The following is a 23,244-nucleotide window of genomic DNA, read 5'->3' on the forward strand; positions in this document are numbered from 1 at the left end:
CCGATGACTCAAGGGGGTGCGGTGCGGTTCGCCCCCGCGCGATCCGCGCGCGTCCGGCTCGCCGGCGCCGGAGTGGTCCTGCCCGGGCCCGACGGCGCGTGCGCCGACCTGAAGACCTTCTGGGAGATCGTGCACGGCGGTCTGTGCTGCCTGTCGCAGTACGAGTACCCCGGCTCACCGTTGCGCATCGCCGGCCTGGTGTCCGGCTGGGATCCGGTCCGCGAGCTGGAGATCGGCGAGAAGTTCGCGTCCCGCGCCGCGCGCGCGTCGCTGCTGGCGCTCGGCGCGGTGCGCGCCGCCCTGGCCGATGCCGGGCTCACCCCCGAAGAGCTCGACGACGGGCGCACCGTCCTGGTGTCGGCCTCGCTCCAGTTCGCGTTCGCGCAGGCGGGACAGTACTTCGACAAGCTCGCCGCGGGTGGTCCGGCAAACCTGGGCATGGACTACTGGATGACCGGCACACCGCCGGCCGTGCTCGGCAGCGTGGCCACCACCCTGGGCATCACGTGCCCGACGCTGAACCTCGCGGGTTCCTGCAACGTCCCGCTGCGGGCCCTGGAAGTCGTCCTGGGCATGTTCCGCTCCGGAGACGCCGATCGCGCGGTGATCGTGGGCGTGGACACAGCGGTGGATCCGGTCTACGTCGCCAGCGCCGTGTACACCAGCCGACAGGGGTACCGCGCCTCGTCGCTGTCGGCGGATCCGGCCTCGATCCGGCCGCACGACGAACTGCTCGACGGCAACGCGACCGGAGAGGGCGCCGTCGCCGTGGTGTTGGAGAACCCTGAGACACGCGGGGCGAAGGACGGATCCTCCGGAACCGAATGGCGGCTCCACACCCGGACTTCGCGCAGCAACGGTCCGAGCGTCGTGGCGACCGGGCCGCCGGACCGGGTGGCCGACGACATCGTGGCCGTGCTCGCCGCGGCGGACCGGACACCCGGCCGGATCGCGTTCGTCGACGACTACGCCGACGGCAATCGCTTCGTGGAAGACCACTTCTGTGCCGTGGTCGCCCAGGTCCGCGAAACCCTCGACTACGCCGGACCGCTCACGGTCACCAACCAGGAGGCCGCGTTCGGACACGTCGCCGGGACCGGCGGCCTGGTCCGGCTGCTCGGCACCTTGATGATGCTCGAACACGGCACCGTCGGCCCGGTGGTCAACTGTCGGGAGCCCTACAGCGCGCTCGCTGCCGACCCGGTGGTCGGCGCGCCCCGGGCCACCGACGGCGACGCGGCGCTGGTCGTCGCCGCCGGCGCCGGCGGCGACGCGACGACCGTGCTCGTGGAGCGGCTGAGCGGTGGGATCGATGCCTGATACCTCTCTTTCCTTCCGGATACCCTCCGACGTGTCGGTGGGCGGCGACCGTTCGCACACCACCGGTCTGGTACTGGCCGACGATCCGACAGCGGACGCCGCGATCCGTGCAGCCTTGACCGAGTGCGGGACCGATCTGTTCGCCGACACGTCCGCCGACCCGTCTGCCGCGCCGGACCGGACACCGGAGATCTGTTGCGTAGCACTGGTCGGCAACGACGCCTACGGCGCCGCCGCCGCCGACCCGTTCCGTCAGCTGCCGCGCGAGCGCGTCCTGGCCGTCGCCCGCGCGATGGCTCGCCGCGGACGAGGCCGCATGGTGCTCGTCACGGACAGCGGCCCGCAGGTGCACACGGGCGGATCGCCCGAGCGCGCCGCCGCCCGGGCCGCGGATCTGACGTGGTGGCGTCACCTGGCCGCGACGGTGGCCGCCGACGGGGTGGCGGCGAACATCGCCGCGTTCGGATACGCGCCCTTCCTCGGTCACACGCTTTCGCCCGGAACCGAGTCCGAGCTGCTGCGCCACCTGGTCATCCGCCGCTGTGCCGAGCCGGCCGACCTGACCGGAGTGCTCGGCCTGCTCACCTCGCCGGGCTCGTCCTACCTGGTCGGCGAGACGATCCCGCTCGACGGCGGCATGGATCTGGACTTCATTCCCGCTCCTCGACCCGGGGTGCCGAGCTCCCGACAGCCGACAACGACGCCGCCCGGCGCAACGCAGTCCGCTGATGGGCCGGCCCGGCGCCCGGTGACCCTCGTGGTGGGCGCGAGCAGCGGCATCGGTCGAGCCGGAGCGCTGCACGTGGCCGCGCAGGGCTCGGACGTCGTGCTCACCGCGCGCCGCCGCGCCGAACTCGATGACGTCGCGAGCGGGATCACCGAGCTCGGCCGCCGAGCCTGGGTCCTGCCCTGCGACGCCGCCGACGGCGACGCGGTCGCCGCCCTCGCCGACCAGGCGTGGCAGATCGCGGGCCGGGTGGACCAGCTGCTCTACGCTGCCGGACACCTCGAGTTCGGATCCGCGCTCACCGGGCCGGAGGCCTGGGATCGGACGTTCGCGGTGAACTTCGGCGGTTACCGCATCCTAAGCGCGGCACTCGTGCGCCGGTGGATCGACACCGCGACCCCCGGAGCGATCGCCGCCGTCGCCTCGGTGGGCAGCACGTCCGTCCCGGTGGCCCAGGTCGAGGCCTACGGGGCGAGCAAGGCGGCCATGGTGCAGTATTCGCGCTGCCTCGCGGCGACCACCGCGCGCCACGGGATCCGGGTGAACTGCGTCTGCCCCGGCATCATCGAGACCGCGATGGGCCAGGCCGCGGGTCCGGACTTCCGCGACGGTTGGCTCAAGCGCATTCCCGCGGGCCGGGTCGGTCAGCCGGCCGAGGTCGCAGCGGTGCTGGGCTACCTGCTCAGCCCGGCCGCGGCTTACCTGACCGGAGCCCGGCTGCGGGTGGACGGCGGCTACGGCCTCGGCGGCCTGCCGCCGCTGGCTCGACCCGACGGCGTCCTCGGAGCGGACCCGCGCCTGGTCGGTGAGGCTCGGTGACGGCCGGGCCCCTCGCCGGACGCACCGCGCTGGTCGCGGGCGGGTCCTCCGGCATCGGCGCGGCGACCGCCGTAGCCCTCGCCCGCGAAGGAGCGACGGTCGCCATCGCCGCCCGCCGCGCCGCGGAACTGGGCGAGGTGGCGGACGCGGTCCGCGACCAGGGCGGTCGGGCACTGACCGTGCAAGCCGACTTCGCCGCCGCCGACGGCGTCACGTCCTGCGTGGAGACGGTCCGGGACCGGCTCGGACACATCGACCTGCTGGTCTACAGCGCGGCCGCGGTCCGGCTCGGTCCGGTGCACGAGACCGCGCCGCGGCACTGGGACCTGATGCTCACGCTCAACCTGACCGCGCCCTTCCTTCTGGTACGTGAGCTGATGCCGTCGATGCTCGACCGCGGCTACGGCTGGGTGGTCGCCATCGGCTCCGCCGCGGGGCTCCAGGCGGTCCCGGGCACCGGCGGCTACGGCGTGACCAAAGCCGCGCTGCACCGGCTGACCGAGCTGGTCGCCGAGGAGGGGCGAGACCGCGGCGTGCGCGCGGCGGCTGTCTGCCCCGGCTGGGTGCACACCCGGCTGGCCGCCGATCCCGCGTCGCAGGGCGTGCCGGAAACGGACGTGCTCTCGGCCCAGGACGTCGCCGAGACGGTGGCGTGGGTCGTCACCAGGCCCGCCCGGATGGCCGTCGGCCCCCTGGTCCCGGTCGCGCCCGTCGCCTCGCACGCCGACGCGGTCGGCGGCCTGAGCCGCTATGCGTTTTCCCCGGCGGTCCCCGCCGCCGTACCGGACGGCCGGCGGCGAGGGTGACGTGGCAGACGAAGGAGTAGGTACTTCCGGAATGCGTACCCTGATCGAGCACGAGGTGGCCGTTCCGATGCGCGACGGCGTGGTCCTGCGCGCCGACGTGTGGCGCCCGGACGACGGGGCGCGGCATCCGGCGATCGTCTTCCGGACTCCCTACGGGAAGGCGGACCTGCGCCTGGACACCTTGTCCCCGGCTCAGTGCGTGGCCGCCGGCTACGCGGCCGTGGTCCAGGACGTGCGCGGCCGGTTCTCCTCCGCGGGACAGTGGCGGCCGCTGAGCTGGGACCACGAGGGCCCCGACGGATACGACACCGTCGAATGGACGGCCGTGCAGAGCTGGTGCGACGGCAACGTCGGCATGGCCGGGACCTCCTACCTCGGCATCGTCCAGTGGCTCGCCGCCGCCGAGGACCCGCCGCACCTGCGCGCGATCGCGCCGGCGATGACGACGTCGCTGTCCCTGGACCGCGAACAGACCGGCGGCGCACTGCGGCTGGACCACATCGTGAGCTGGCTGGCGCTCACGGCGGCCGACTGGATGCAGCGCGCCGTCGCCACCGGAACCGCCGTCGATCCGGCCGCCGCGCGCGCCGTCGCCGACATCCTGACGGACCCGACCGGAGCGATGCGGCACCTGCCGCTCGTCGAACTGCTCGACGTACCCGGGGTCCCGGCGGGAGTCAGGGACCTGATCGAGGGCGGCGCGGCGAGCATGATCGAGGTCGACTGCGCGCGGATCCGGGTGCCCACCCTTTCGGTCACAGGCTGGTACGACGTGTTCGCGACGGGCACCGTCTCGCTGTTCCGGGCCATGCGCGCCCAGGACGCGGAGCCGGGGCGCCACCGCCTGATCGTCGGGCCCTGGACCCATTCCGGCAGCCTGCCGCAGGTCCAGGGCGAGCTGAACACCGGGCTGTTCGGTTCCGGGCTCGGCAGCCGACTTCCCGCCGCCCACCTGGAGTTCTTCGATCGCCACTGTGTCAGTGAATCAGCAGGCTGCGGTTCCGCCGAGCCCACCGGGCCCACCGCGCCCACCAGGTCCGAGCCGGCCGCGGTTCGGTACTTCCTCATGGGCGCCGACCGGTGGTGCGAGGCGGACGATTGGCCGGTCCAGAGCGCGAGCGAGATCTGCTGGTACCTGGACGCCGACGGCGACAGCGGTGCTCGCACGGCGGCGGGATCGGGCCGCCTGCTTCCGAAGCCGGACCCGGAAAGCTCTCGTTCCGACGGATACCGCTACGACCCGCACGATCCCGTTCCCAGCCACGGCGGCCGGGTCCTGCACCTGGGCCGGCTGGCAGGCGGGCCTCTCGACCAGGGCCGGTTGGAGGCCAGAGACGACGTGCTCTGCTACACGTCGCCGATACTGGACCGGCCGCTGGTCGCGGTCGGGCGCCACCGGGTCCGGCTGTTCTTCTCCAGCAGCGCGCCGGACACCGACGTGATCGCGAAGCTGGTCGACGTGCACCCGGACGGTCGGGCCCTGATCGTCGCCGAGGGCAGCCTGCGCCTGCGTCATCGCGACGGATTCGATCGCGAGACGCTCCTGACGCCCGACGAGGTCGTCGAGATCCGGATCGAACTCGGAGACAGCGCCTGGTCCTTCGCCCCGGGCCACCGGATCCGCCTCGACGTGGCCAGCAGCAACTTCCCCCACCTGGACCGCAATCTGAACACCGGCGATCCGATCGGCCTCACCACCCGTGCCGAGGTCGCCGATCAGCGGGTGTGGCACGGGGCGGCGCGTCCCTCACACCTCAGCCTGTGGGTTCTCGACTCGGATGCCGGGGAGGCCCGGTGACAGCCGTTCTGGACCCGGCCGACCCGCGGGTACCCGAGGCGGACGACTGTGTGCTCGGCCCGTTGCTGCGCCGCCAGGCGGCACAGGACGCGGAAGCCGTCTACGCGGTGTTCCCCGACGGCACCGAGTGGTCCCGCGGCGACACCCTCGATCGGGCGACCCGCACCGCTGCCGCGTTGCAGCGCCTCGGCGCCGACCCGGGAACCAGGGTCCTGATCTGGCTGCCCAACGGCGCGGACGCGCTGCGGGTCTGGTTCGGCACCAACCTGGCCGGCGCGGTCTCGGTGCCGATCAACACCGCGTATCAGGGATCGATCCTCGAGCACGTCATCGCCGACAGCGGCGCGGCCATCCTGGTGACCGTTCCGGAGCTGACGGCCGCCCTGGCGGCAGTCGATCCCGGACGCCTGCGGACCGTGGTCGTGCTCGGCGACGGTGCCGTCGCCGACCTCGCGCCGCACATGGTTCGGGGGCTCGACGCGCCGGTGGGCGATTTCCGGGAACCGGAGCCGTTACAGCCGTGGGATGTCCAGAGTGTCGTCTACACGTCGGGTACCACGGGACCGTCCAAAGGCGTCGTCTCCTCCTACGCGCACCTGTTCACCAGCTGCACCGCGGCCTTCCGCGGCCGGATGGACGCCGGCGACCGGTACCTGCTCAACCTGCCGCTGTTCCATGCCGGCGGGATGATCGGCGCGTACGGGATGCTCGTCGTCGGCGGATCGATCGCGGTGGTGCCCGGCTTCCGGACCGGCGAGTTCTGGGACGTCGTGCGCCGCACCCGCACCACCGGGTGCACGTTGCTCGGGGTCATGGCAGGCTTCCTGCTCAAGGACGGCACAGGGCCCGCACCCGGCGGCCATCCGCTGCGGCTCGTGTACATCATTCCGCTGACTGCGGACACGATGGCATTCGGCGAGCGCTTCGGCGTCGACGTCTACGGGCTCTACAACATGACGGAGCTCTCCTGCCCGATCGTCTCGGAGCCGAACCCGGCCGCGCCGACCTGCGGCCGGGTGCGAGCCGGGATCCAGGCCCGGATCGCGGATCCGCACGACCGCGAGGTGGCGGCCGGGACCGTCGGTGAACTACTGCTGCGTGCGGACCGGCCGTGGGCCTTCGCCCACGGATATCTCGGCCGTCCGGAGGCGACCGCGGCCTCCTGGCGCAACGGCTGGTTCCACACCGGCGACGGGTTCCGCCAGGAGGCGGACGGCAGCCTGACCTTCGTCGACCGGATGACCGACTCGCTGCGGCGGCGCGGCGAGAACATCTCCTCCATCGAGGTCGAGGCCCAGTTGCTGGCGTATCCGGCGATTCGCGAGGCGGCCGTCGTCGCGGTGCCCGGCGAGCACGGCGAGGACGACGTGCTCGCTGTGCTCGCGCCGGTATCCGGCGCCGGCCCGGACCAGGACGCGGACCCGGACCTTGACCTTGACCTTGACCATGGCCTTGACCATGGCCTCGACCTGGTACGACTCGTCGAATTCCTCATCCCCCGGATGGCCTATTTCATGGTTCCGCGATACTTCCGCGTGGTCGACGAGATCCCGAAAACCCCTACCGGCAAGCCGCTCAAGGCCGTGCTGCGCGCGCAGGGGATCACCATCGACACCTGGGACCGCGAGGCCGCCGGCCTCCGGCTCGGCATGGGAGGACTGAAATGAACGATCCCGGTTGGGTCCGACCGGGCTTCGCCGCGTTCGCCGAGGAACGCGGCACGGCGGGCACACTGCTGGCCGAGCTTTCGGAAGGTGTCGCCACGCTCACCCTCAACCGTCCGGAGCGACGCAACAGCCTGACTCACGAGATGGCCCGGGACCTGCTCCGGGGGCTCGTGGTCGCGAGCGGCGACCCGCAGGCGCGAGTCATCGTCCTGCGTGGGGCGGGCGGTACGTTCTGCGCGGGCGACGACGTCGCGACCGTGGAGCGCTGGCGCCACGGGGACCGGGCCGCCGCGCCGTTCGACCACCTCACCTCGGACGCCTACTACCTGCGGATCTGCGAGGCGATGCTGAACGCCCCGAAGCCCGTGGTCGCGGCGGTCGAGGGCGCGGCCGCCGGGGCGGGCGCGGACATCGCGTGCGCCGCGGACTACCGGCTCCTCGCGGACTCGGCCCGGATCGGCAGCTGCCTGGTCGGCGTGGGCCACGTCGGTCACGCGGTCCTGATGTCCCGGCTGGTCGGGCCCGGCCGGGCCACGGAGATCTACCTCACCGGCCGCCTCGTCCCGGCCGCGGAGGCGCTCGCCATCGGCCTGGCCGACCGGGTGGCGCCGGCAGAGCACTTCGACAAGGAGCTGGCCGGCCTGGTCGGGGGATTCGCTCAGGCACCGACCCGGGCGATCGGGTTGTTCAAGGAGCTCCGCGAGCGAAGCTGGGGGCAGCCGGCCACGACCGGCCTGCGCCTGCAGGACGCGTATCACCTGCGGACGCACGCCGAGGTGCAGGACAGCGGCGAAGGGCTGCGCGCCTTCACCGAACGCCGCCCGCCGAACTTCACCGGCGACTGATGGCCGCCGCACTCCCGGAGCAGGCTCCGATCATCGATGTCTGCTCCCTGGTCTACGACGACGAAGGATGGCGCGCCTACCTCGACAGGCTCGCCCGGCACGCGCCGCGCTATCTGGCGGTGTTCGCCAGGTCCTTCACCACGTACTTCGGCGCGGACCTCGGGTCCTACCGCGCGGCGCTGCGTGAATCGGGGCCCACGGGGGCCGTCGACATCCTGCTTCCCGCCGGGCGGCAGCCGTTCGACCTCGACGCGTACATCTCCGAGCGCACCGAACAAGGCGTGCGGGCCGAAGTGATCATGGGCAGTCCGGCCCGGTTACCGGGCGGCGAAGGGGTGAACGACCGGGTGGCACGGATCGCCGCCCACGCACCGCACCGGTTCCACGCGTGGGGCGGTATCACGCTGCGCGACGGCGCGGCCGCCGCCGTCCGTGAGCTGCTTCGCTGCCTGGACCTGGAGATGACGGGCTTCAACATCATTCCCTTCCTCGACGCGGTCGACGTCACCGACGAGGAATTCGCCCCCCTCTTCCAGCTGGCCGACGAAGCGAGGCTGTCGCTCTGGCTGCACACCGGCCACCACTTCGCGTCCGCCGTACCCGCCGACATCTCGACCTGGCGGCACGTGGACCACCTGGCCGCGCGCTATCCCCACATCACGGTGGTCGCCGGGCACGCGGGCTGGCCCGCACTCCTGGACACGCTCATGATCGCCGCACGCCATGACAACGTCCTGCTGGAGATCTCCTCTCACCGCCCCTCACTCATGACCCAGCCCGGAACCGGCTGGGAACCGCTGCTGCGCTACGGCCGGGGCGCGTGCCGCAGCAAGATCATGTTCGGAACCTCAACGTGGGTGAACCCAATTCCCATCGCGACTCTCGCGGCCGAAGTCCGCGATCTGCACCCCGGCGACGAAGGAGCCGTGGCCCACGACTGGCTGTACGGAAACGCATCCGGCCTGCTCGGCCGCACCGGCCACGGATGAGGGTGCCCCGTGGCCGTGTCGCATCACCCGGACCCGCACCGCTGACCGGCCAGGCTCTGCCGCGCCGCGCTCAGCGGCGGTTTCCGTGTTCGCGCCGAACGGCTGACAGGCCGAGTCCGAAGCCCACCACCAAGCCGCTGATCATCTAAAGCGGTCAAGTACAGGGGCCGCCGCGACGGCCGCCAGGTACGGCCCTGGGAAGAAACCCGCCTGCCGCGGTCGCCCGATGGCGCCTGGACGAAGGCACAGAATCCCGATCATCGGCAAAGATTCCAGGCGGGTTTCCTGCAAGCCGACTCAGGTACTACACCGCATCATCTGTCTACATACTCCACGAAACAAGCGGCTGGGAAGATGGGACCGAGGATGTAGCGGATCCATGGCTACCGGTAGCGGGAGTCACCGCTGGAAACACAGGCGCGGGCTGACGGCCAACGAGGGGCGCCACCGCTGTCAGCAGTTCAGGGCCAGAGGGTCCACTCTCAGTCGGAGGGAAATCCGTGGAGCTTCGCAGTCCGGCCCGTGTGGTGGTCGTGGAGTACTTTCCGCTGATACGCCGGGCGGTCGCGCAGACGTTGGCCAGGGACGAGCGCCTGACGGTGGTCGGCACCGCCCAGAGCGCGTCGCACGGCGTTCGGCTCGCCGAGAACGCACGCGCCCACATAGTCGTCACAGACGTGCACCTCCAGGCGCAGAACGAAGGCCTGGAACTGTGCCGCGCGATCAAGAAACTGACACCCCAGCCACGCACCGTGGTCTACGCCGGCGACCGCAGCGCCCAGATCATCGCCGACTGCGTGGCATCCCTCGCGGACAGCTTCGTCCACAAGTCCGTCGAGCCGGAGGACCTGGTCGAGGCGGTCTGGGCCACCTCGCTGGACCAGCGCAGCTGGCTCCTCGGCCGCGAGGCGGCGTGCGCGGCGTCGACCAGCACACTGTCGGCGGCCAACCTGACCCAGCGGGAGCAGGAAGTCGTCGCACTGTTGATGCAGCGCCTGACCAACGAGGAGATCCGCAACGAACTGCACCTGGCCCCGCAGACGGTGAAGAACCATGTCAGCAACGTGCTGCGGAAACTGGGGGTGCAAAGCCGGCGGGAACTGGCGACCCGCGTCTCGAGCCTGAGCGTGCCGTACAAGCCCCGGGCTTGACGATGTTCGCCAACCGCGGCGAGTGAACCGGTAAGCGCGCGGGTGCGTAGTTCTATCCGGATGATGTGTGGGGACCACCATCCCTCGACGGACGGCTTCTGGGCCAGCCGTCCGTCGGGGCCAGGTCCCACAGGATTCAGTCCTTGGACTTCCAGGCCTGTTCCGCCCCGACGGCGGCTCCGAGCAGCGGCGCTTGGAGCGGCATGAGCGCACGTACCACGCCAAGCCGCCAGGCCACCGCCGGTTCTGCCAGGGCGATTCCTGCTTGCAGTGGTCTGGCGAGCAGGTCCCAGGAGCCGATGAGCGAACCGCCCACGACCAGGACGGTGGCCTGGAACCGGGCGAGCCAGGGTGCGACCGCGAGTCCCAGAGCAGTCATGGCGTGGTCGAGGACCTGCTGGGCGGCGGCGTCCGCGGCGCGGGCCCGCTCGGCGATCTCCTTGACATCCGGACCCTTGACATCCAGATCCTTGACATCCGGCTGCGACGGTCCACCTGGGGATCCGGTGACGTCGGCGTAGGCGGCGCGTATGGCGCGCCGCGAGACGGTGTCCTCCAGCGGCCGTCCGTCGTGGGTCAGCAGATCCATCCGTCCCTGCGGTGGCACGTCCGGGCCGTCCGCGACCACCTTGCCGCCGGCCAGGAAACACGAACCGACGCCGCTGCCCAGAGTGATCCCCACTGCGCGTTCGTGCCGCAGCGCCGCTCCTGCGGTGTACTCCCCGAGCAGGAAAGCGTCGGCGTCGTTGACGAACGTCACCGACGCAGGCTCGGGCAGCGCCGACGTCAACGCCGCACGCAGGTCGAAACCGTGGAGTGCCTCGAACTTGCCGACCCCGTGGAACAGCGCGATGCCCGCCTCGTAGTCGAAGGGCCCGGGGACGGCGACCGCCCAGTGCCGGCCGGGTCCCGCACCCGTCGCAAGCGCGGCGGCGACGACGGCATCGACGATGTCGTCTGCGGAGCCATCCGGGGACAGAGGCCGGCGCCATCCTTCGGCAATGCGCACCTGGCGTTCGGCGAGGTCGACCAGACCTGCGGTGACGTGTGTGCCGCCGATGTCGAGGGCCGGAATCCACGCGCTACCGGCTCCGGCCGACCCGGCGGCGCGGGTGCAGATCATCGCACCAGCGCCTTCACGATGCGCACCGCCGACGGCCCCAGACGGCGCAGCGTGTACGGGCCCACGGCGGCCGGGATGGTCAAAGTCTCCGCGTAGGCCAGGTCGTGGCGGTGGCCGTCAGCGGTCTGCACCACCACGCCGTCACCCTCCACCACATTGATCACATGGAAGCGGCCTGCGGTGTCGTCGCCCACCTCCTCGTCGGACTCCAGAACGGTACGCCGGACGTCGAAGAACATTTCCGGCAGGCTGCCGATGACCTCCTCGCGCCAATCCGTCCCCTGACGCAGGGTCCGTGGCTGCTGGACCAGGTCCCGGGCGACCTGGTCCCCCGTGCGGCCGGTGTCCAGGTTGTTGAACGCGTGCTCGACGTGCACCGGCCGCTGGCTGCCGTCCCGGCCCCGCCGCAGCCAGTCATAGAACCGCAGGCTGTAGAGGTAGGGGGTGGCGGAGACCTCCAGCACCACGTTCCCCTCACCGCTGCCGTGCGGGGTGCCGGCCGGGATCAGGAACAACTGGTGTGGATCAGCGGGGAAGCTCTGCACATGGTCGTCCATGGTGAAGGGGCGGCCGTGGTGATGTGCGTCATGGGCTTCACGGTGGAACCTGTCCACGTCGGCATCTCCCCGCAGCCCCAGGTACACCCGGCGTCCGGGTTGGCTGACCATCACGTAGTAGGTCTCGTGCTGGGTGTAGGCCCAGCCGAAGACCTCCTTCATGTAGTCCGGCTGAGGGTGGCAGTGCACAGACAGGGCGCCGCCGCCGAAGGTGTCCAGATAGTCGAAGCGGATCGGGAAAGAAGTACCGAACACCGCATGCACCGGTTCTCCGAGGACCTCTCCGGGGTGCTGGGCGATCAGCATTTGGAAGGGGACCTCGGCGGCGTGGTCTGCGTCCGCACCGATGAGCAGACCGCTCTCAGGCGCGATCAGCTCATAGCCCAGTGCCGTGTTGGGCTGCTTGCGGCCGTAACCGAGTGTTTCCTGGCCCCAGTGGCCGCCCCACGGTGTGGAGTTGAAGGTGGGCCGGGTCCGGAACGGTCGCCGCGACAGAGCGGACAGCGTGCTCCGCAGTGTCTCCCCGGACAACCACTGCGGCTGCTCGGGAACCTGGGTGTCCAGCCACAGCGCGATGTCGTCCACGAGGGTGTCCCGGTGCCGGTCCAGGACCGGCCAGTCGATGTAGAACAGGCGCCGGGTGGTCCCCGGGCCGCGGTCGGACGGCTGGGCCAGGTTCAGGGCTTCCCGGGCCGTGATCGCGGCCTCGGCGTAGCGCTTGGGCAGGTCCGCGTACCACAGCACGTCGTGCTCGACCAGGGCGGCTCCCGGACCGAAAACGATCAGTACCGAACCCGGAGTGCGCTGCGAACGGGGAAGCTCGTCGAAGAAGTCAGCCAGTGCTCTGGTTTCCAGCGCGGCGAAGTCGGGGTCCTCGGCCAAGGCGTCGGCGCCACCGAAGGCGAGGATCCGCTCCCACGGTGCGAATCGCGTGCGCAGGTCCAGCAACGCGGTCGGACGGCCGAGAACATTGAGTGCCAGGGACAGTCCGACGCAGAACTGGTCCCAGTCCGCGATGGCCGGTCCGTCCACCGCCAGGACGGCGCAGTCGGGCGGCAAGGTCGCGGCGGCCGCCGCCCACCCCGACCCCGTGGTCCCGCCCACCGGCGGATAACACGGGTGGGCATCGTAGACAGCGGAACCCGGCATTTGCGATATCTCCTCGATCAGCAAAATCCGTCATGGAACTAAAAGCACGACTACGCCACCGGTCACGTTGATATGTACGAGTGAGCTGCGCTTGTCAGGAAGCTGACACTCCCTCAGGAGGCGGAGGCCTCCCGGGACGGCGGCCTGGACTGCCGCGAGGGGGCGGACGCGACCGGTTTCGGAGTCCGGTTGAACACGCGGTCGCGGATCCTGCGCTCGAACTGGTGCTGGGTGGTGTCGATGTGGGCGGCCATCTGTGCCGCCGCCGATTCGGCATCGCCTGCCGCGATGGCCTCGGCGATGGCGAGGTGCTGGTCGCCCGCGGCTTCCAGCGAGCCCGGCACGTCCCCGTGGAACAGCAGAACGTCCGACTGGGACAGCACCCGTCGGATGTGGGACACACCCGACCGCAGAAAGAGGTTGTGCGCGGCGTCGCCGACACATTCGTGGAACCGTGCGTCGACCCGGGCGAACTCGTCGGTGTCGGCAGCCCTTGCGGCGGTCACCGACAGTTCGGCGTTCTCCCGCAGCGCGCGGACCTCGATCGGAGTCGCGAGCGTCGCGGCACGCCGCGCCGTCTCCGACTCGATCAGCCGCCGGTAGTCCAGCAGCATCAGCACGTGGTCCATCTTGGTGGGCTGGAAGTGCACGAGGTGGTCGTCGGCCAGAGCCCCCGACGAGGCGGCGACGAAGATCCCGACGCCCTTGCGGACGCTGAGCCTGCCGATCCCCGCCAGCACCTTGACCGCCTCGCGGGTGACATTGCGGGTCGCCCCGAGGATCTCGGCCAAGCCCTGCTCGGTCGGCAACCGGTCGCCCGGCATCAGGTTCTGCTCGGCGATGTAGCCCAACAACTGCTCCGCCACCAGCTCGTACCCCGGACGGTAGCGGTCCGACGTCTCGCCCACCACGCGACTCCTCGCCCTCAAATGAATCAGATCTATTTGGCCGCCACTATCGCATCGCCCGGCCCGGAAGGGAAGTATCTGAGAGAACTTTGCGCAACATCAGGCGCAGAGATCGCCTTCCAGCGTATCAAAACGACCGATAACGCCTCTGGCAATGGTGGCCGACTCGCTAGATAGATCTGGTTCTTTCGTCCAGATGGAGGGAGATACTGGGTTCGACGACCTGCCGTCGTCGAAACACTGCTGCACTTCGGCGCTCCACCGGCCAAGATCGGACGCATCATCTCCCCGATAGATGTGAACTATCGAGAGCAACGTCGGAGAGCCGATCATGACGGCAGGCTGTCGGGCACACTGGCGTCATGAAACCTCTCACCTGCGGCCACGTCGCCGTCGCGGGAGCCAGCCGCACGTGTCGCCATCTGTTCGAGAGCCCATCCGCCGAAAGCGTCAGCTTCTTCAGACTGCTGCTGGGCGACGGCATGCGGTGGGAACTCCGCTGCCCGATATGCGTCGACGACGCGGCGGAGGTGTTCGAGGTCTGCGAGGGTTGCGTCAGCCGCGCTGAAGAGGACGGCGAGTTCTTGGGCTGGCGTGGCGAACCCGGTATCGGCGAACGTCCCGAGCCCGTCGACCCGACGATCGCGACTTCGGTACTGCCGGACGAGCTCGGCAGCGTCATGGACATCGCGCCGGTGGCCACACAGCCCGGGGTCTGGCTGGTGCTGGACCGGGAAGGGGCGATCGTTCGGTGGGACACACAGTCGGGGCTCACCTCCCCTCAAGCCGTATCAGAGGTCCCCGACGAGTCAGCCCGAGAACCCTGGATGAACCACCGCGCGGGAACCCGGCTGCACAGCTCGGCCGACGGCAGGTTCGCCGCCGTCGTCAACGACTTCGGCCGCCACGGCTCGGTCATCGATCTGACCACCGCGAAGACCACGATGGTCCTGGACGGAGGCGGCTACCACGAGGAGACGGTGCCGTTCTCCGTCGCGTTCGCCGAACACCGCGGGCGCACGGTCGTCATCCACCGGACAGCCTGGAACCGACTCGACGTCAGCGACCCGGCCACCGGTGAACTGCTGACAGCTCGCGTGACAAGCACCTCGGAACGCGACGGCCTGCCGCCCGAACACCATCTCGATTACTTCCACGGCGCGATCTCGGTCTCGCCGAACCAGCGACGAATCGCCGACGACGGCTGGGTCTGGTCACCCGTCGGGGTCCCGGTCGTCTGGAGCCTGGAGCGATGGCTCGGTGCGGACGTGTGGGAATCCGAGGACGGACCGTCACGATGCAGGCTGACCCAACGCTGGTACCGCTGGAACAACCCATGGTGCTGGCTCGACGACGACTACATCGTGATCGGCGGCATCGGAGACGACGACGAGGCCATGCTCGACGGAGTCGAGATCTACCAGGCGGAGACGGGCACTCGCACCGGAATGTTCGCCGGCCCGCAGGGGCAGCTGTTCGCCGACGCGAGGCGCCTGTACTCCGCCTCGCCCGGCGGCCTGGAGGTATGGGACCCCGACACCGGACAGCGCACGGCCACGATCGCGGGATTCGTACCGACGCATCACCATGTCGGCTCCGGCGAGCTCGCGGTGCTCGATGACAGAACACTGCGACGCTGGCGCACATCATCAAGAGGTGCCGCATAGGCGACCGGCTATCGGAGCACTTCAGCGGTGAGGCGACTACATCAAGGTCAGGCGAGGATGAAATCGCCGCTCATCTCGAAATACTCGAACCGTTTCGATGCCAGCTCCTCCGGCACGACGCCTTCGACCCGCCGGATGGAACGTATCAGCATCTCCTTCACCCCGAAGACGACGTCGCTGTCGAGGTACTCACTCTCCGCGTCGAACAGGTGGGTGGTGAGCGCCTGGTATCCGTCCGCGCTGACGCGGAAGTGGATATGCGCGGCTCGCCAGGGATGGCGGCCGAGCGCGGCCACCATCTTGCCGACGGGACCGTCGGTGGGGACGGGGTAGGGGACCGGACGCACCGTCCAGCAGTCGAAGCCGCCGTCTGCTCCGGTACGGAAGCGGCCGCGCAGATTCCCGGGTGTCTGTTCCGGATCCTGCACGTCGTACAGGCCCTTGGCCGAGGCTTGCCAGACGTCGACGATCGCTTCGGCGATCGGTTCACCACCCGTGGTGAGCACTCGGCCGGTCAGGTGCAGGGGGTCGCCGTCCTCGGGACGCGCGATCACGGCGCCGTTCTCGCGCCACGGCGCGTCCGCGACCCAGAACGGCCCCAGCACCGTGGACTCGGTCTCGCCCGCATCGGAGTAGTGGTCGACGAGGTCGACCAACATCGACAGGCCGAGTGTGTCCGACAGCAGGATGAATTCGTTCCGCCTGTCGTCGGTCATGTGGCCGACCGCGGTCAGGAAAGCGATGCCGGCGGCCCACTCGTCCTGGGTCAGCACGACTTCGGTGGCGAACGCGTGCAGGTGCGTGATCAGGGACCGGATGATGACGCGCAGCCGCGGATCGGGCACTTCTTCATGGCTGGCGAGGACGTTGGCGGTGAGTTCTTCCGGCGAGATCATGGCGGCTCCTGGGCAGATGCGGATTCAGGGTTCAGCTTCGTCAAGGCCCTTAACCAAGGCCAGCAACGGTATGTGACGGGCAGTGGTTACCCGCAAGGGCTGATGGTTCCCACTGGGTACTGCTGGACGGCTGCCGAAGCGGACCTCTGCGGAACTGCGGCAACGCGTGCGGGGATGAACCCAATGGCTCTGCCGCACGTAAGAAGTCCACGCGCCCTACGGCCGGCCCGCTTGCCCAGGCGCGCCAGAGCCGCGAACGAGGAGGCGACGTGGACGACGACCTCACCGACTCCCAATGGGCCCGCCTGGAGCCGCTACTGGCGCAACCGGCGAACCGGCGCAAAGGCGGTCGGCCCCAGCTCAGATCACGTCGACAGCTCATCGACGGCATTCGCTGGCGCTTCCGGGAAGGCGCAAGTTGGAACCGCCTCCCCGCAGAGTACGGACCGCACCAGACTGCGTACGCGCTGTTCTACGAGTGGCGCGCGGACGGTACCTGGGAACGGCTGGCCACCGCGCTCGGCGACAGCGCCGACGACCGCCGTATTTTGCCTTGGATCCACGACGGGAGCTTCCAAGCGCGCGATGAACCCTGATCCACCGGAGCGGTCCCGGGAACACATCGGGGAAATGATCTGAAAGTTCTCACACCCCGCGAGTCCACATGTGAGTAGTGCGCAGGGGGCAGCTCCAAGCTCCTACGGTACCCGATGGGAACCATTACCCCTTGCAAGTAACCACTACCCATTGCATACCGTTTCTGACGTGCCCGGGCACCGGGAAAGCACCGGGCACCTGGCCAACTAGACGTCCGTGACCGCAGAGAGGACCGACGGGACCGCTCCCGCCTCCTCCGCGAGTGCACCAGGGAATCCGCCATGACGTACACAGCCACGATCGAGGGTTGCCAGCCTCTGTGTCGGGATCGCGAGAACTCCGCAGAGACCTTCATCCGCGCCGTTTACGACAAGCACGGGCCGTACCTGCTCCGGTACGCGTCAGGACTGGCATACGGCGACCGCCACCAGGCCGAAGACCTCGTCCAAGAGACGGTACTCCGTGCCTGGCGGTCCGCAGCCACTCTCGATCCTCTTGCCGACGGCATCCGGACATGGCTCATCAAGGTCTTGCGCAACCTGGCCATCGACCGCCACCGCGCACGGCGTAGCCGCCCGCCGGAGACCACCGATCAAGAAGTGCCCGATATACCGGTACACGAGCCCACCGACGCGGTCGACGTCAAGACAATCGTTCATGACGCCATGAAAGACCTCTCACTGATACATCGCGAGATCTTGATATATGTCAAGTTCCTCGACTATTCCGTCGGGCAAACCGCGCAGCTGCTCGGCATTCCGCCCGGCACCGTCAAGTCGCGCACCTACCTGGCGCTGAAAGCCTTGCAAGAGGCCCTGGCGAAGCGCGGCTTCACCCCTTGAACCGCCTTGACAAGCGGCGTGAGGTTCGCGCGGTCCAGAGAACCCGCGATCTCCCTGTAATCGTAGTCCGCGCTCCCGGTCAGGGGCGAGAAGGCGTTCCTGGGCGCGGTGCCGCCGGCCATGGGGGCTCCGGGTCCCAAGCCGCGCCGCTGGGTGGCGGTCTCCGCGGTACCGTTAGCGCTCAGCAGCCGGGACACGACCTTTCTCGGCCCGGTGCCGGTCGGCCCCCTCGAAGACGGGCAGGCGGCCGACATCGCCGCCAACGCGGGCTTCGCCAGGGCGATGCAGCCGACCCAGGACCGGATCAACGAGGTGCTGCGATCCCTCGGTACGACCGAGACGTTCCCGGCATTCGTCGACGGAGTCGTCACGGTTCCTGACCGTACCGCCGCGCTGACGGTACCCGGGTTCGAGTTCCCGCGCAGCGACGCCCCGGCCACGGTGCGTCTGGTGGGCAACCTGACCCCGCGCCGCCCGGCAGACTGGCGGCCGCCGACCTGGTGGTCGGACCTGAACGGCTCACGATCACCTGAGCCGAGCCAAACCAAGCCCCGCTGGAGCTTTTCCGGTCGATCATGTGCGGAGCCAGATGACGAAGGCTGCGAGGGTGGTGGCGGTGCCGAGGAAGACGCAGCCTGTCGACGGAACGCAGAGCGCGATCAGGCCATACCTGATCGCCTGATCGCGCTCTCGGGTGTTGCCGGAGTCGTCCCCTGGGCCCGAGGCAGGGGTCCTGCGGCTGCTACTGATTGCCTGCCATCTGCGCGCCGAGGGTGTCGAGCGCCTGCTGCACCAGAGCCTGGGTGGTGTCGTTCAGGTTGGCGTTGGTGCCGTTCACGACCCACTGCGGGCCGGAGAAGATCACCACGGTCACGCCGTCGCTCACTCCGCCGGTGGTCCCGCTGTCCGGGATGCCGAGCAGCGAGGCCGTCTTCACCGACGCCTCGCCGAGCTCGCGCGAGTCGTTGGACGAGGTGGTCTGGTCGTTCGCGGTCTGGGTGTCACCGAGGATCGCGCCGATGACCTGGCCCTGATAGAAGACCAGCGCGAACTGCCCGCCGGCTATGCCGTGCTCCTGGTAAAAGAAGTGCGGGCAGGGAGTCTGGTTGTCCCAGCAGTCGGCGCCCAGCACGTAATACGGCACGTGGTGCGCTGCCAAAGACTCGCCGTTGCTGTCTGTGAAGGTCGTGCTGTCCTGGTGGTCGGGGTCCGGATCCGGGTCGCTGCCGTCGTCATCGATGGCCATGCTCGACGTGTAGGCGTAGACGCCACTGGCGACCTGGTACACGTTCACGTTCATGGCCCGCGTCATCGTGTTGATGTGCGGCTCCGTGTTGACCTGGTTCGCGGCCGTCGAGTTCTGCTGGACGCCGGCCAGCACCTGGGCCGCCGTGTAGTCGGGCGAGGCGGCCTTCCGCACCGCGGCGGAGTGGCTGGCCGCGGCGGCGTGGGGAACCGCGGCGTGAGCGTTCGCGGCGGCGAACTGGGTGGCGAGCGCGAGAGCTCCGGCGGCTGCCAGAGCAACGCGCATGCGAGTCGGTGACATGGGGTGGGGGTGCCTCCATTCTCGTCAGGAAAGTTTCCTAACGCGCATGGAAGCACCCTTCCACGGGGTGCACAATCATTTTCGGTTGATCATCTTTAAGTTTTCTTCATGTTCGAGGACTGAGTTTCTCGATCTTGTGGAGAGGGCACTCTTCGACGCCACGATGCCAACATTCACAGCCACGGAACCCTCCCCCACGAAGCGAGAGGGTTCCGGACCTGCATCTACCGCACAACCCGATCTTTGCCGTCAGTCGAGATAGGCGGACCCGACCGAGACAGGGGTCAGTGGGTGGAGGATGCCGACGGCGCAGCCGTTTTGATCTCTGAGCCGTCCGGGGCAATGACCCACCACACCGAGAAGACGCCCTGGCCGCTGGTCTGGCCGGCGGCGGTGTCCTTGGCGAAGTAGTACATCGGCCAGCCGGCGATGGTCAGCTGCTTGGTCCCGTCGGTGCGGGTGATGGAGCCGACGAGACCGGCGGAGATGCCGCCGACCGAGGTCGTGGCCGGTACCGGGGGCCAGGCGGTGATACATCCGCCGGTGCTGGCGCAGTTGGACGTCGGCGGGTTCGCACTGTCCTTGTCGAAGCGGTAGAGGGTCATTCCCTTGGCATCCACGACGATGGTGCCGAGCCCGGGCGCCGACGCCGTGGTGACGTCCGCCGACGCCGCGGATGCCGACGTCGGGGACGCCGACGGCGCGGATGCCGTGGCGGAAAGCGCTGGCGAGGACGGCGCTGCGGCCGACTTGCTCGGGCTCGAGCTGCCGCACCCGGCAGCGAGCATCAAAATCGCGAAACCTGCGGTCGCGACACCGCAAGTCTTGATCACGTTGAGTCGCATTCTGTTTGCCCTTTTCTGATAAGGGGCCGGAGTGGACATGAGACGGCCGGCCGACGGTTGTGCTTTACGACGATCACCGTGGAACGGTTCAGTCGGTGCCGCCGGGCTGCAGGCTGGGTGAATGCGACATGTGCGGCGACCGCGTCGATGCCGGGGCGGGCGCAGGGATTCCAGGCTGCGGACGCTCGCGTGGCAGGAGATCGCCAGCAAGGTCAGGGGCTGATACCGTTCTCGACCTCGTGGGTCAGGCGAGAGTGCGGCAGCCGGTGCAGCCTCTGCCCGCGCAGCCGCCGAATCACGCGATCACATCAGGCGGATTCGTCCAGTCTCTTCCTGACGCTTTGGGCGAGGCTCGTGGCGTGGTCGAACGGCTCGGTGGCTCGGGAGGCGATTTCGGCCGCGCAGGAGCTGCGCCGCACCGCGCGGCGAAGCTTCGCCGCCCGTTTCCTGCACCGGGATGCCTCGCAGTCGGTGTTGACCTGATCGCATCCTGAGCGGACTGCTTCAATATCTTGATCATCAGGGCTCAGCAAGCAGCCGACAAGGCCGGCTGCCGCGCTCTAAGCTCGCTTCCACCGGACGAGACGCGGGGGTTGAGGCATGGATCTGTACTGGTGGGGCCGGGACCCGCTCCGGGTCGACCGGAGCCTCAGCTCGCCCACGCGGGTGGTGCTGGAGCTGGCTTGGATCCCGGGCGCGGGGGTGGAGGCGTCGCTCGCGGCGGAGGTGCTGGCCGGTGCGGCGAGGCCGGGCCAGTTGTACTGGCCGATCGGGTCGGTGGCTCTCGTGGCACCCGGGGCCGGTGCGCACCCGGGAGTGGGGCCCGCTGTGGACACAGCCCGGCAGCTGTGTCCGGCGGCGACGGTGACGGTGGTGGAGGAGACAGTGGCCGCGCTGGCCGGGGCGGGACTGGACCCGGAGCCCGCCGCGTGTGTCGTGGTGCACTCGGACGTGGCACACACCTCCGTCGCCGTCGTCGCCGGACGCGAGGTGGTCGCCCGTGGCGTAGCCGCCGGCGGCGCGCAGGGTCTGGCCCAGGCGGTGATCGGTCACCTGCGTGCCGAACATGGGCTCGACGTCGGACTGGAGGAGGCATGGATCGCCGCCGTCGACGGCGGCGCGTTCCGGCCCTCGGCCTCGCCACCGGTGGCGGGTCCCCGGACCATGACCGGCAGGGTCGTCGCCGAGGACGGCACCATCGTCCGCCCCCAAGCCACTGTGACGCCGACGGAGCTGCGGGCTGTCCTGACCCCCGCCTACCAGCCGGTGACGGACCTGGTGGCACAGGTGTTGCGCGATGCGCCGCCCGAGACCGCCCGGCAGGCGGTCGCCGGCGGACTACTGCTGACCGGTCAGCACCCCGCCGGAGTGGATGAGTACCTGGCCGGCCTCAGCGGGTTGCCCGCGCGGCGGACGGTCGACCCGAAGGGGAGGTACGACCGTTTCAGGACCCTGCTCGACGGGGTGGACCGGCTGTTCACTGAGCCGGATACCCGCCCCTGACATCCTGTTGGAGTACCCGGCGGCGCTCGGCGGGGATGACCTTGCCGCCATCGTCGAGGAACCGCGCGACCGGCAGCGTCGCGGCACCCCGGGCCACGGCGTCGCGGCCCAGGCGGCCGAGTTCGAGGCTGGTGCGGGAGAACGGGTAGCGCAGCGAGTGCTCGCGGGCGACCTCGCGGACCCGCGGCAGGATCTCGTCGGCCAGGAGCAGGCCGGCCCAGCCGCCGACGATCACGCGCTCGGGGTTGAACAGGTTGATCAGGTTGCCGATGCCGACGCCGAGGTGCACGGCCGTCTCGTCCAGGACGGTCCGCGCGGCTCGGGCCCGCGCCGAGGCGGGGTCTTCGTGGGCGGCGGCCAGGATGTCCAGCAGCGCGGCCTCCTCGTCCATCGGCGCGGGAGCGGCCGCATGATCGGCAGCGGCGCCGGCCGCGGGTCCGGTGACGGCCGCAGGTCCAGTGCCCGCCGCCGATCCAGTGACGGCCGAGCCGTGCTCAGCCCGCTCCACTTCGCAGAACCGCGCGATGATGGATTCGGCGCCGATGTACGCCTCCAGGCATCCGCGGGCACCGCAGCGGCACTGTCGGCCGCCGACCTCGGCGGTCACGTGGCCCCACTCCCCCGCGCTGGTCGTCGACCCGCGGTAGGACAGACCGCCGACGGTCATCGCGGACCCGATGCCCGAGCCGATCAGCAGGAAGACCGTGTCGGCGGCGCCGAGCCCGGCGCCGAACCACATCTCGGCCTGCCCCATGGTGCTCACGCCGTTGTCGATGAAGACCGGCAGGTCCGTGACCTCGCGCATCAGCGCCGCCATCGGGACCGCGTCCCAGCCGATCGTCTGACAGTGCACGACCGAGTCCGGGTGGCCGACCACGATGCCCGGCAGCCCGATACCCACGCCCAAGACCGGGACCGGGACCGGGACACCGAGGCCCGCGTCCGGCACGCCGACGGCGGCCAGCCCGGCCGCGATCTCGGCGACCACCGCCTCGGGTTCGTACCGGCCCGCCACGACCGGGATCTCCGCCCGGGCCAGTTCGTTGAGAAGCAGGTCGAAGCGCTCGACCCGGATGTGGGTCTCGCCGACGTCCACGCCGACCACCTGGAAGCCGGGGGCGTTCACGTCCAGCAGGATGCGCGGCCGGCCGCCCTCCGACTCCACCGCGCCGGCCTCGACGACCAGGCCGGCCTCGATCAACTCGGCGACCACGCTGCTCACCGTGGCGGTGCTCAGCCCGGTCGCCCGGCTCAGGTCCAGCCTGCTGATCAGCCGGTGGAAGTACAGATGCCGCAACAGCAGGGACTTGTTCGACCTGCGGACGTCACGCACGTCGCGGACGTTCCCGCCGCCCTGGACCGCCATGAACCTCCTTCATCGTGCGCATCCCCCGTCCCCTTGACGTCACCTTAAACCAGAAGTTAAATCGGACCACGAACTTAGGCGTGAAAAAAGGCGGCCGGCCGCTCCCACGGCCTGTCGTACGGC

At 69.8% G+C, this 23,244-nt stretch carries 21 protein-coding genes; 13 read left to right on the forward strand and 8 right to left on the reverse strand.

All coding sequences use genetic code 11. The features are described from left to right. The first annotated feature begins 3 nt into the window (after positions 1 to 3). The 8 genes from GWK61_RS05055 to GWK61_RS59295 all read left to right on the forward strand — a co-directional run bounded on the left by GWK61_RS05055 (position 4) and on the right by GWK61_RS59295 (position 10,122). Positions 4 to 1,320, forward strand: a complete 1,317-nt coding sequence (locus GWK61_RS05055; RefSeq protein ID WP_194905451.1) for a beta-ketoacyl synthase N-terminal-like domain-containing protein — start codon at positions 4 to 6, stop codon at positions 1,318 to 1,320. After that, on the forward strand, positions 1,313 to 2,866 hold the full coding sequence (locus tag GWK61_RS05060; protein WP_194905453.1) for an SDR family NAD(P)-dependent oxidoreductase: 1,554 nt from the start codon (positions 1,313 to 1,315) through the stop codon (positions 2,864 to 2,866). Before GWK61_RS05055 ends, GWK61_RS05060 begins: the two co-directional genes overlap by 8 nt. Further along, entirely contained in the window at positions 2,863 to 3,672 is an 810-nt protein-coding gene (locus tag GWK61_RS05065) for an SDR family NAD(P)-dependent oxidoreductase (RefSeq protein ID WP_194905455.1), read from the forward strand. The genes GWK61_RS05060 and GWK61_RS05065 overlap by 4 nt, the downstream gene beginning before the upstream one ends. Before the next feature lie 31 nt (positions 3,673 to 3,703). Continuing rightward, positions 3,704 to 5,470, forward strand: a complete 1,767-nt coding sequence (locus tag GWK61_RS05070) for a CocE/NonD family hydrolase (RefSeq protein ID WP_194905457.1) — start codon at positions 3,704 to 3,706, stop codon at positions 5,468 to 5,470. Beyond that, positions 5,467 to 7,137, forward strand: coding sequence for an AMP-binding protein (locus tag GWK61_RS05075; protein WP_194905459.1), 1,671 nt, complete (start codon positions 5,467 to 5,469; stop codon positions 7,135 to 7,137). Before GWK61_RS05070 ends, GWK61_RS05075 begins: the two co-directional genes overlap by 4 nt. Beyond that, positions 7,134 to 7,982 carry an enoyl-CoA hydratase/isomerase family protein gene (locus tag GWK61_RS05080; protein ID WP_194905461.1) on the forward strand — a complete coding sequence of 283 codons (849 nt, stop codon included), beginning with the start codon at positions 7,134 to 7,136 and terminating at the stop codon, positions 7,980 to 7,982. Before GWK61_RS05075 ends, GWK61_RS05080 begins: the two co-directional genes overlap by 4 nt. Then, positions 7,982 to 8,971, forward strand: coding sequence for an amidohydrolase family protein (locus GWK61_RS05085; RefSeq protein WP_194905472.1), 990 nt, complete (start codon positions 7,982 to 7,984; stop codon positions 8,969 to 8,971). The genes GWK61_RS05080 and GWK61_RS05085 overlap by 1 nt, the downstream gene beginning before the upstream one ends. A 500-nt stretch (positions 8,972 to 9,471) precedes the next feature. Continuing rightward, complete coding sequence (locus GWK61_RS59295) at positions 9,472 to 10,122, forward strand: LuxR C-terminal-related transcriptional regulator (protein WP_194905474.1); 651 nt, start codon at positions 9,472 to 9,474, stop codon at positions 10,120 to 10,122. A gap of 136 nt (positions 10,123 to 10,258) precedes the next feature. On the opposite strand, the gene GWK61_RS05095 is transcribed toward GWK61_RS59295, so the two are convergent. The 4 genes from GWK61_RS05095 to GWK61_RS05110 all read right to left on the reverse strand — a co-directional run bounded on the left by GWK61_RS05095 (position 10,259) and on the right by GWK61_RS05110 (position 14,192). Beyond that, positions 10,259 to 11,245, reverse strand: a complete 987-nt coding sequence (locus tag GWK61_RS05095; RefSeq protein WP_194905476.1) for an ROK family protein — start codon at positions 11,243 to 11,245, stop codon at positions 10,259 to 10,261. Next, a complete protein-coding gene (locus GWK61_RS05100; RefSeq protein WP_194905478.1) occupies positions 11,242 to 12,951 on the reverse strand; it encodes a class I mannose-6-phosphate isomerase in 1,710 nt (569 codons plus the stop codon). The genes GWK61_RS05095 and GWK61_RS05100 overlap by 4 nt, the downstream gene beginning before the upstream one ends. A 113-nt stretch (positions 12,952 to 13,064) precedes the next feature. After that, a complete protein-coding gene (locus tag GWK61_RS05105) occupies positions 13,065 to 13,859 on the reverse strand; it encodes a FadR/GntR family transcriptional regulator (RefSeq protein ID WP_194905480.1) in 795 nt (264 codons plus the stop codon). A 99-nt stretch (positions 13,860 to 13,958) separates the two neighbouring features. Continuing rightward, on the reverse strand, positions 13,959 to 14,192 hold the full coding sequence (locus GWK61_RS05110) for a hypothetical protein (RefSeq protein ID WP_194905484.1): 234 nt from the start codon (positions 14,190 to 14,192) through the stop codon (positions 13,959 to 13,961). A 29-nt stretch (positions 14,193 to 14,221) separates the two neighbouring features. On the opposite strand from GWK61_RS05110, the gene GWK61_RS05115 reads away from it, so the two are divergent. Then, positions 14,222 to 15,526: a WD40 repeat domain-containing protein gene (locus GWK61_RS05115; protein WP_194905486.1), complete on the forward strand. Its 1,305-nt coding sequence runs from the start codon at positions 14,222 to 14,224 to the stop codon at positions 15,524 to 15,526. Between the two features lie 47 nt (positions 15,527 to 15,573). Here GWK61_RS05115 and GWK61_RS05120 read toward each other — a convergent pair whose 3' ends face one another. Further along, positions 15,574 to 16,422, reverse strand: a complete 849-nt coding sequence (locus GWK61_RS05120) for a dioxygenase family protein (protein WP_194905489.1) — start codon at positions 16,420 to 16,422, stop codon at positions 15,574 to 15,576. Positions 16,423 to 16,691: 269 nt separating this feature from the next. Between GWK61_RS05120 and GWK61_RS05125 the strand changes: the two genes are divergently transcribed. Beyond that, positions 16,692 to 17,018, forward strand: a complete 327-nt coding sequence (locus tag GWK61_RS05125) for a transposase (protein WP_194905490.1) — start codon at positions 16,692 to 16,694, stop codon at positions 17,016 to 17,018. Positions 17,019 to 17,300: 282 nt separating this feature from the next. Further along, on the forward strand, positions 17,301 to 17,861 hold the full coding sequence (locus tag GWK61_RS05130; RefSeq protein ID WP_194905492.1) for a sigma-70 family RNA polymerase sigma factor: 561 nt from the start codon (positions 17,301 to 17,303) through the stop codon (positions 17,859 to 17,861). A 742-nt stretch (positions 17,862 to 18,603) separates the two neighbouring features. Here GWK61_RS05130 and GWK61_RS05135 read toward each other — a convergent pair. Both GWK61_RS05135 and GWK61_RS56030 read right to left on the reverse strand, forming a co-directional pair. Next, positions 18,604 to 19,407 (reverse strand): glycoside hydrolase family 75 protein, encoded by an 804-nt coding sequence (locus tag GWK61_RS05135; protein WP_194905493.1) that lies wholly within the window; start codon positions 19,405 to 19,407, stop codon positions 18,604 to 18,606. A 284-nt stretch (positions 19,408 to 19,691) separates the two neighbouring features. Beyond that, positions 19,692 to 20,027, reverse strand: coding sequence for a hypothetical protein (locus tag GWK61_RS56030; RefSeq protein ID WP_323747412.1), 336 nt, complete (start codon positions 20,025 to 20,027; stop codon positions 19,692 to 19,694). Here GWK61_RS56030 and GWK61_RS56035 point away from each other — a divergent pair. Continuing rightward, positions 20,017 to 20,271 carry a hypothetical protein gene (locus tag GWK61_RS56035; RefSeq protein WP_228561760.1) on the forward strand — a complete coding sequence of 85 codons (255 nt, stop codon included), beginning with the start codon at positions 20,017 to 20,019 and terminating at the stop codon, positions 20,269 to 20,271. The genes GWK61_RS56030 and GWK61_RS56035 overlap by 11 nt on opposite strands. A 581-nt stretch (positions 20,272 to 20,852) precedes the next feature. Then, a complete protein-coding gene (locus tag GWK61_RS05145) occupies positions 20,853 to 21,755 on the forward strand; it encodes a rod shape-determining protein (protein ID WP_194905496.1) in 903 nt (300 codons plus the stop codon). On the opposite strand, the gene GWK61_RS05150 is transcribed toward GWK61_RS05145, so the two are convergent. Further along, entirely contained in the window at positions 21,730 to 23,121 is a 1,392-nt protein-coding gene (locus GWK61_RS05150) for an ROK family transcriptional regulator (RefSeq protein WP_194905497.1), read from the reverse strand. The genes GWK61_RS05145 and GWK61_RS05150 overlap by 26 nt on opposite strands. Positions 23,122 to 23,244 lie beyond the last annotated feature (123 nt).

Origin of the sequence: Catenulispora rubra, assembly GCF_015356825.1 — a bacterium.
GTDB classification, from domain to species: Bacteria; Actinomycetota; Actinomycetes; order Streptomycetales; family Catenulisporaceae; genus Catenulispora; species Catenulispora rubra.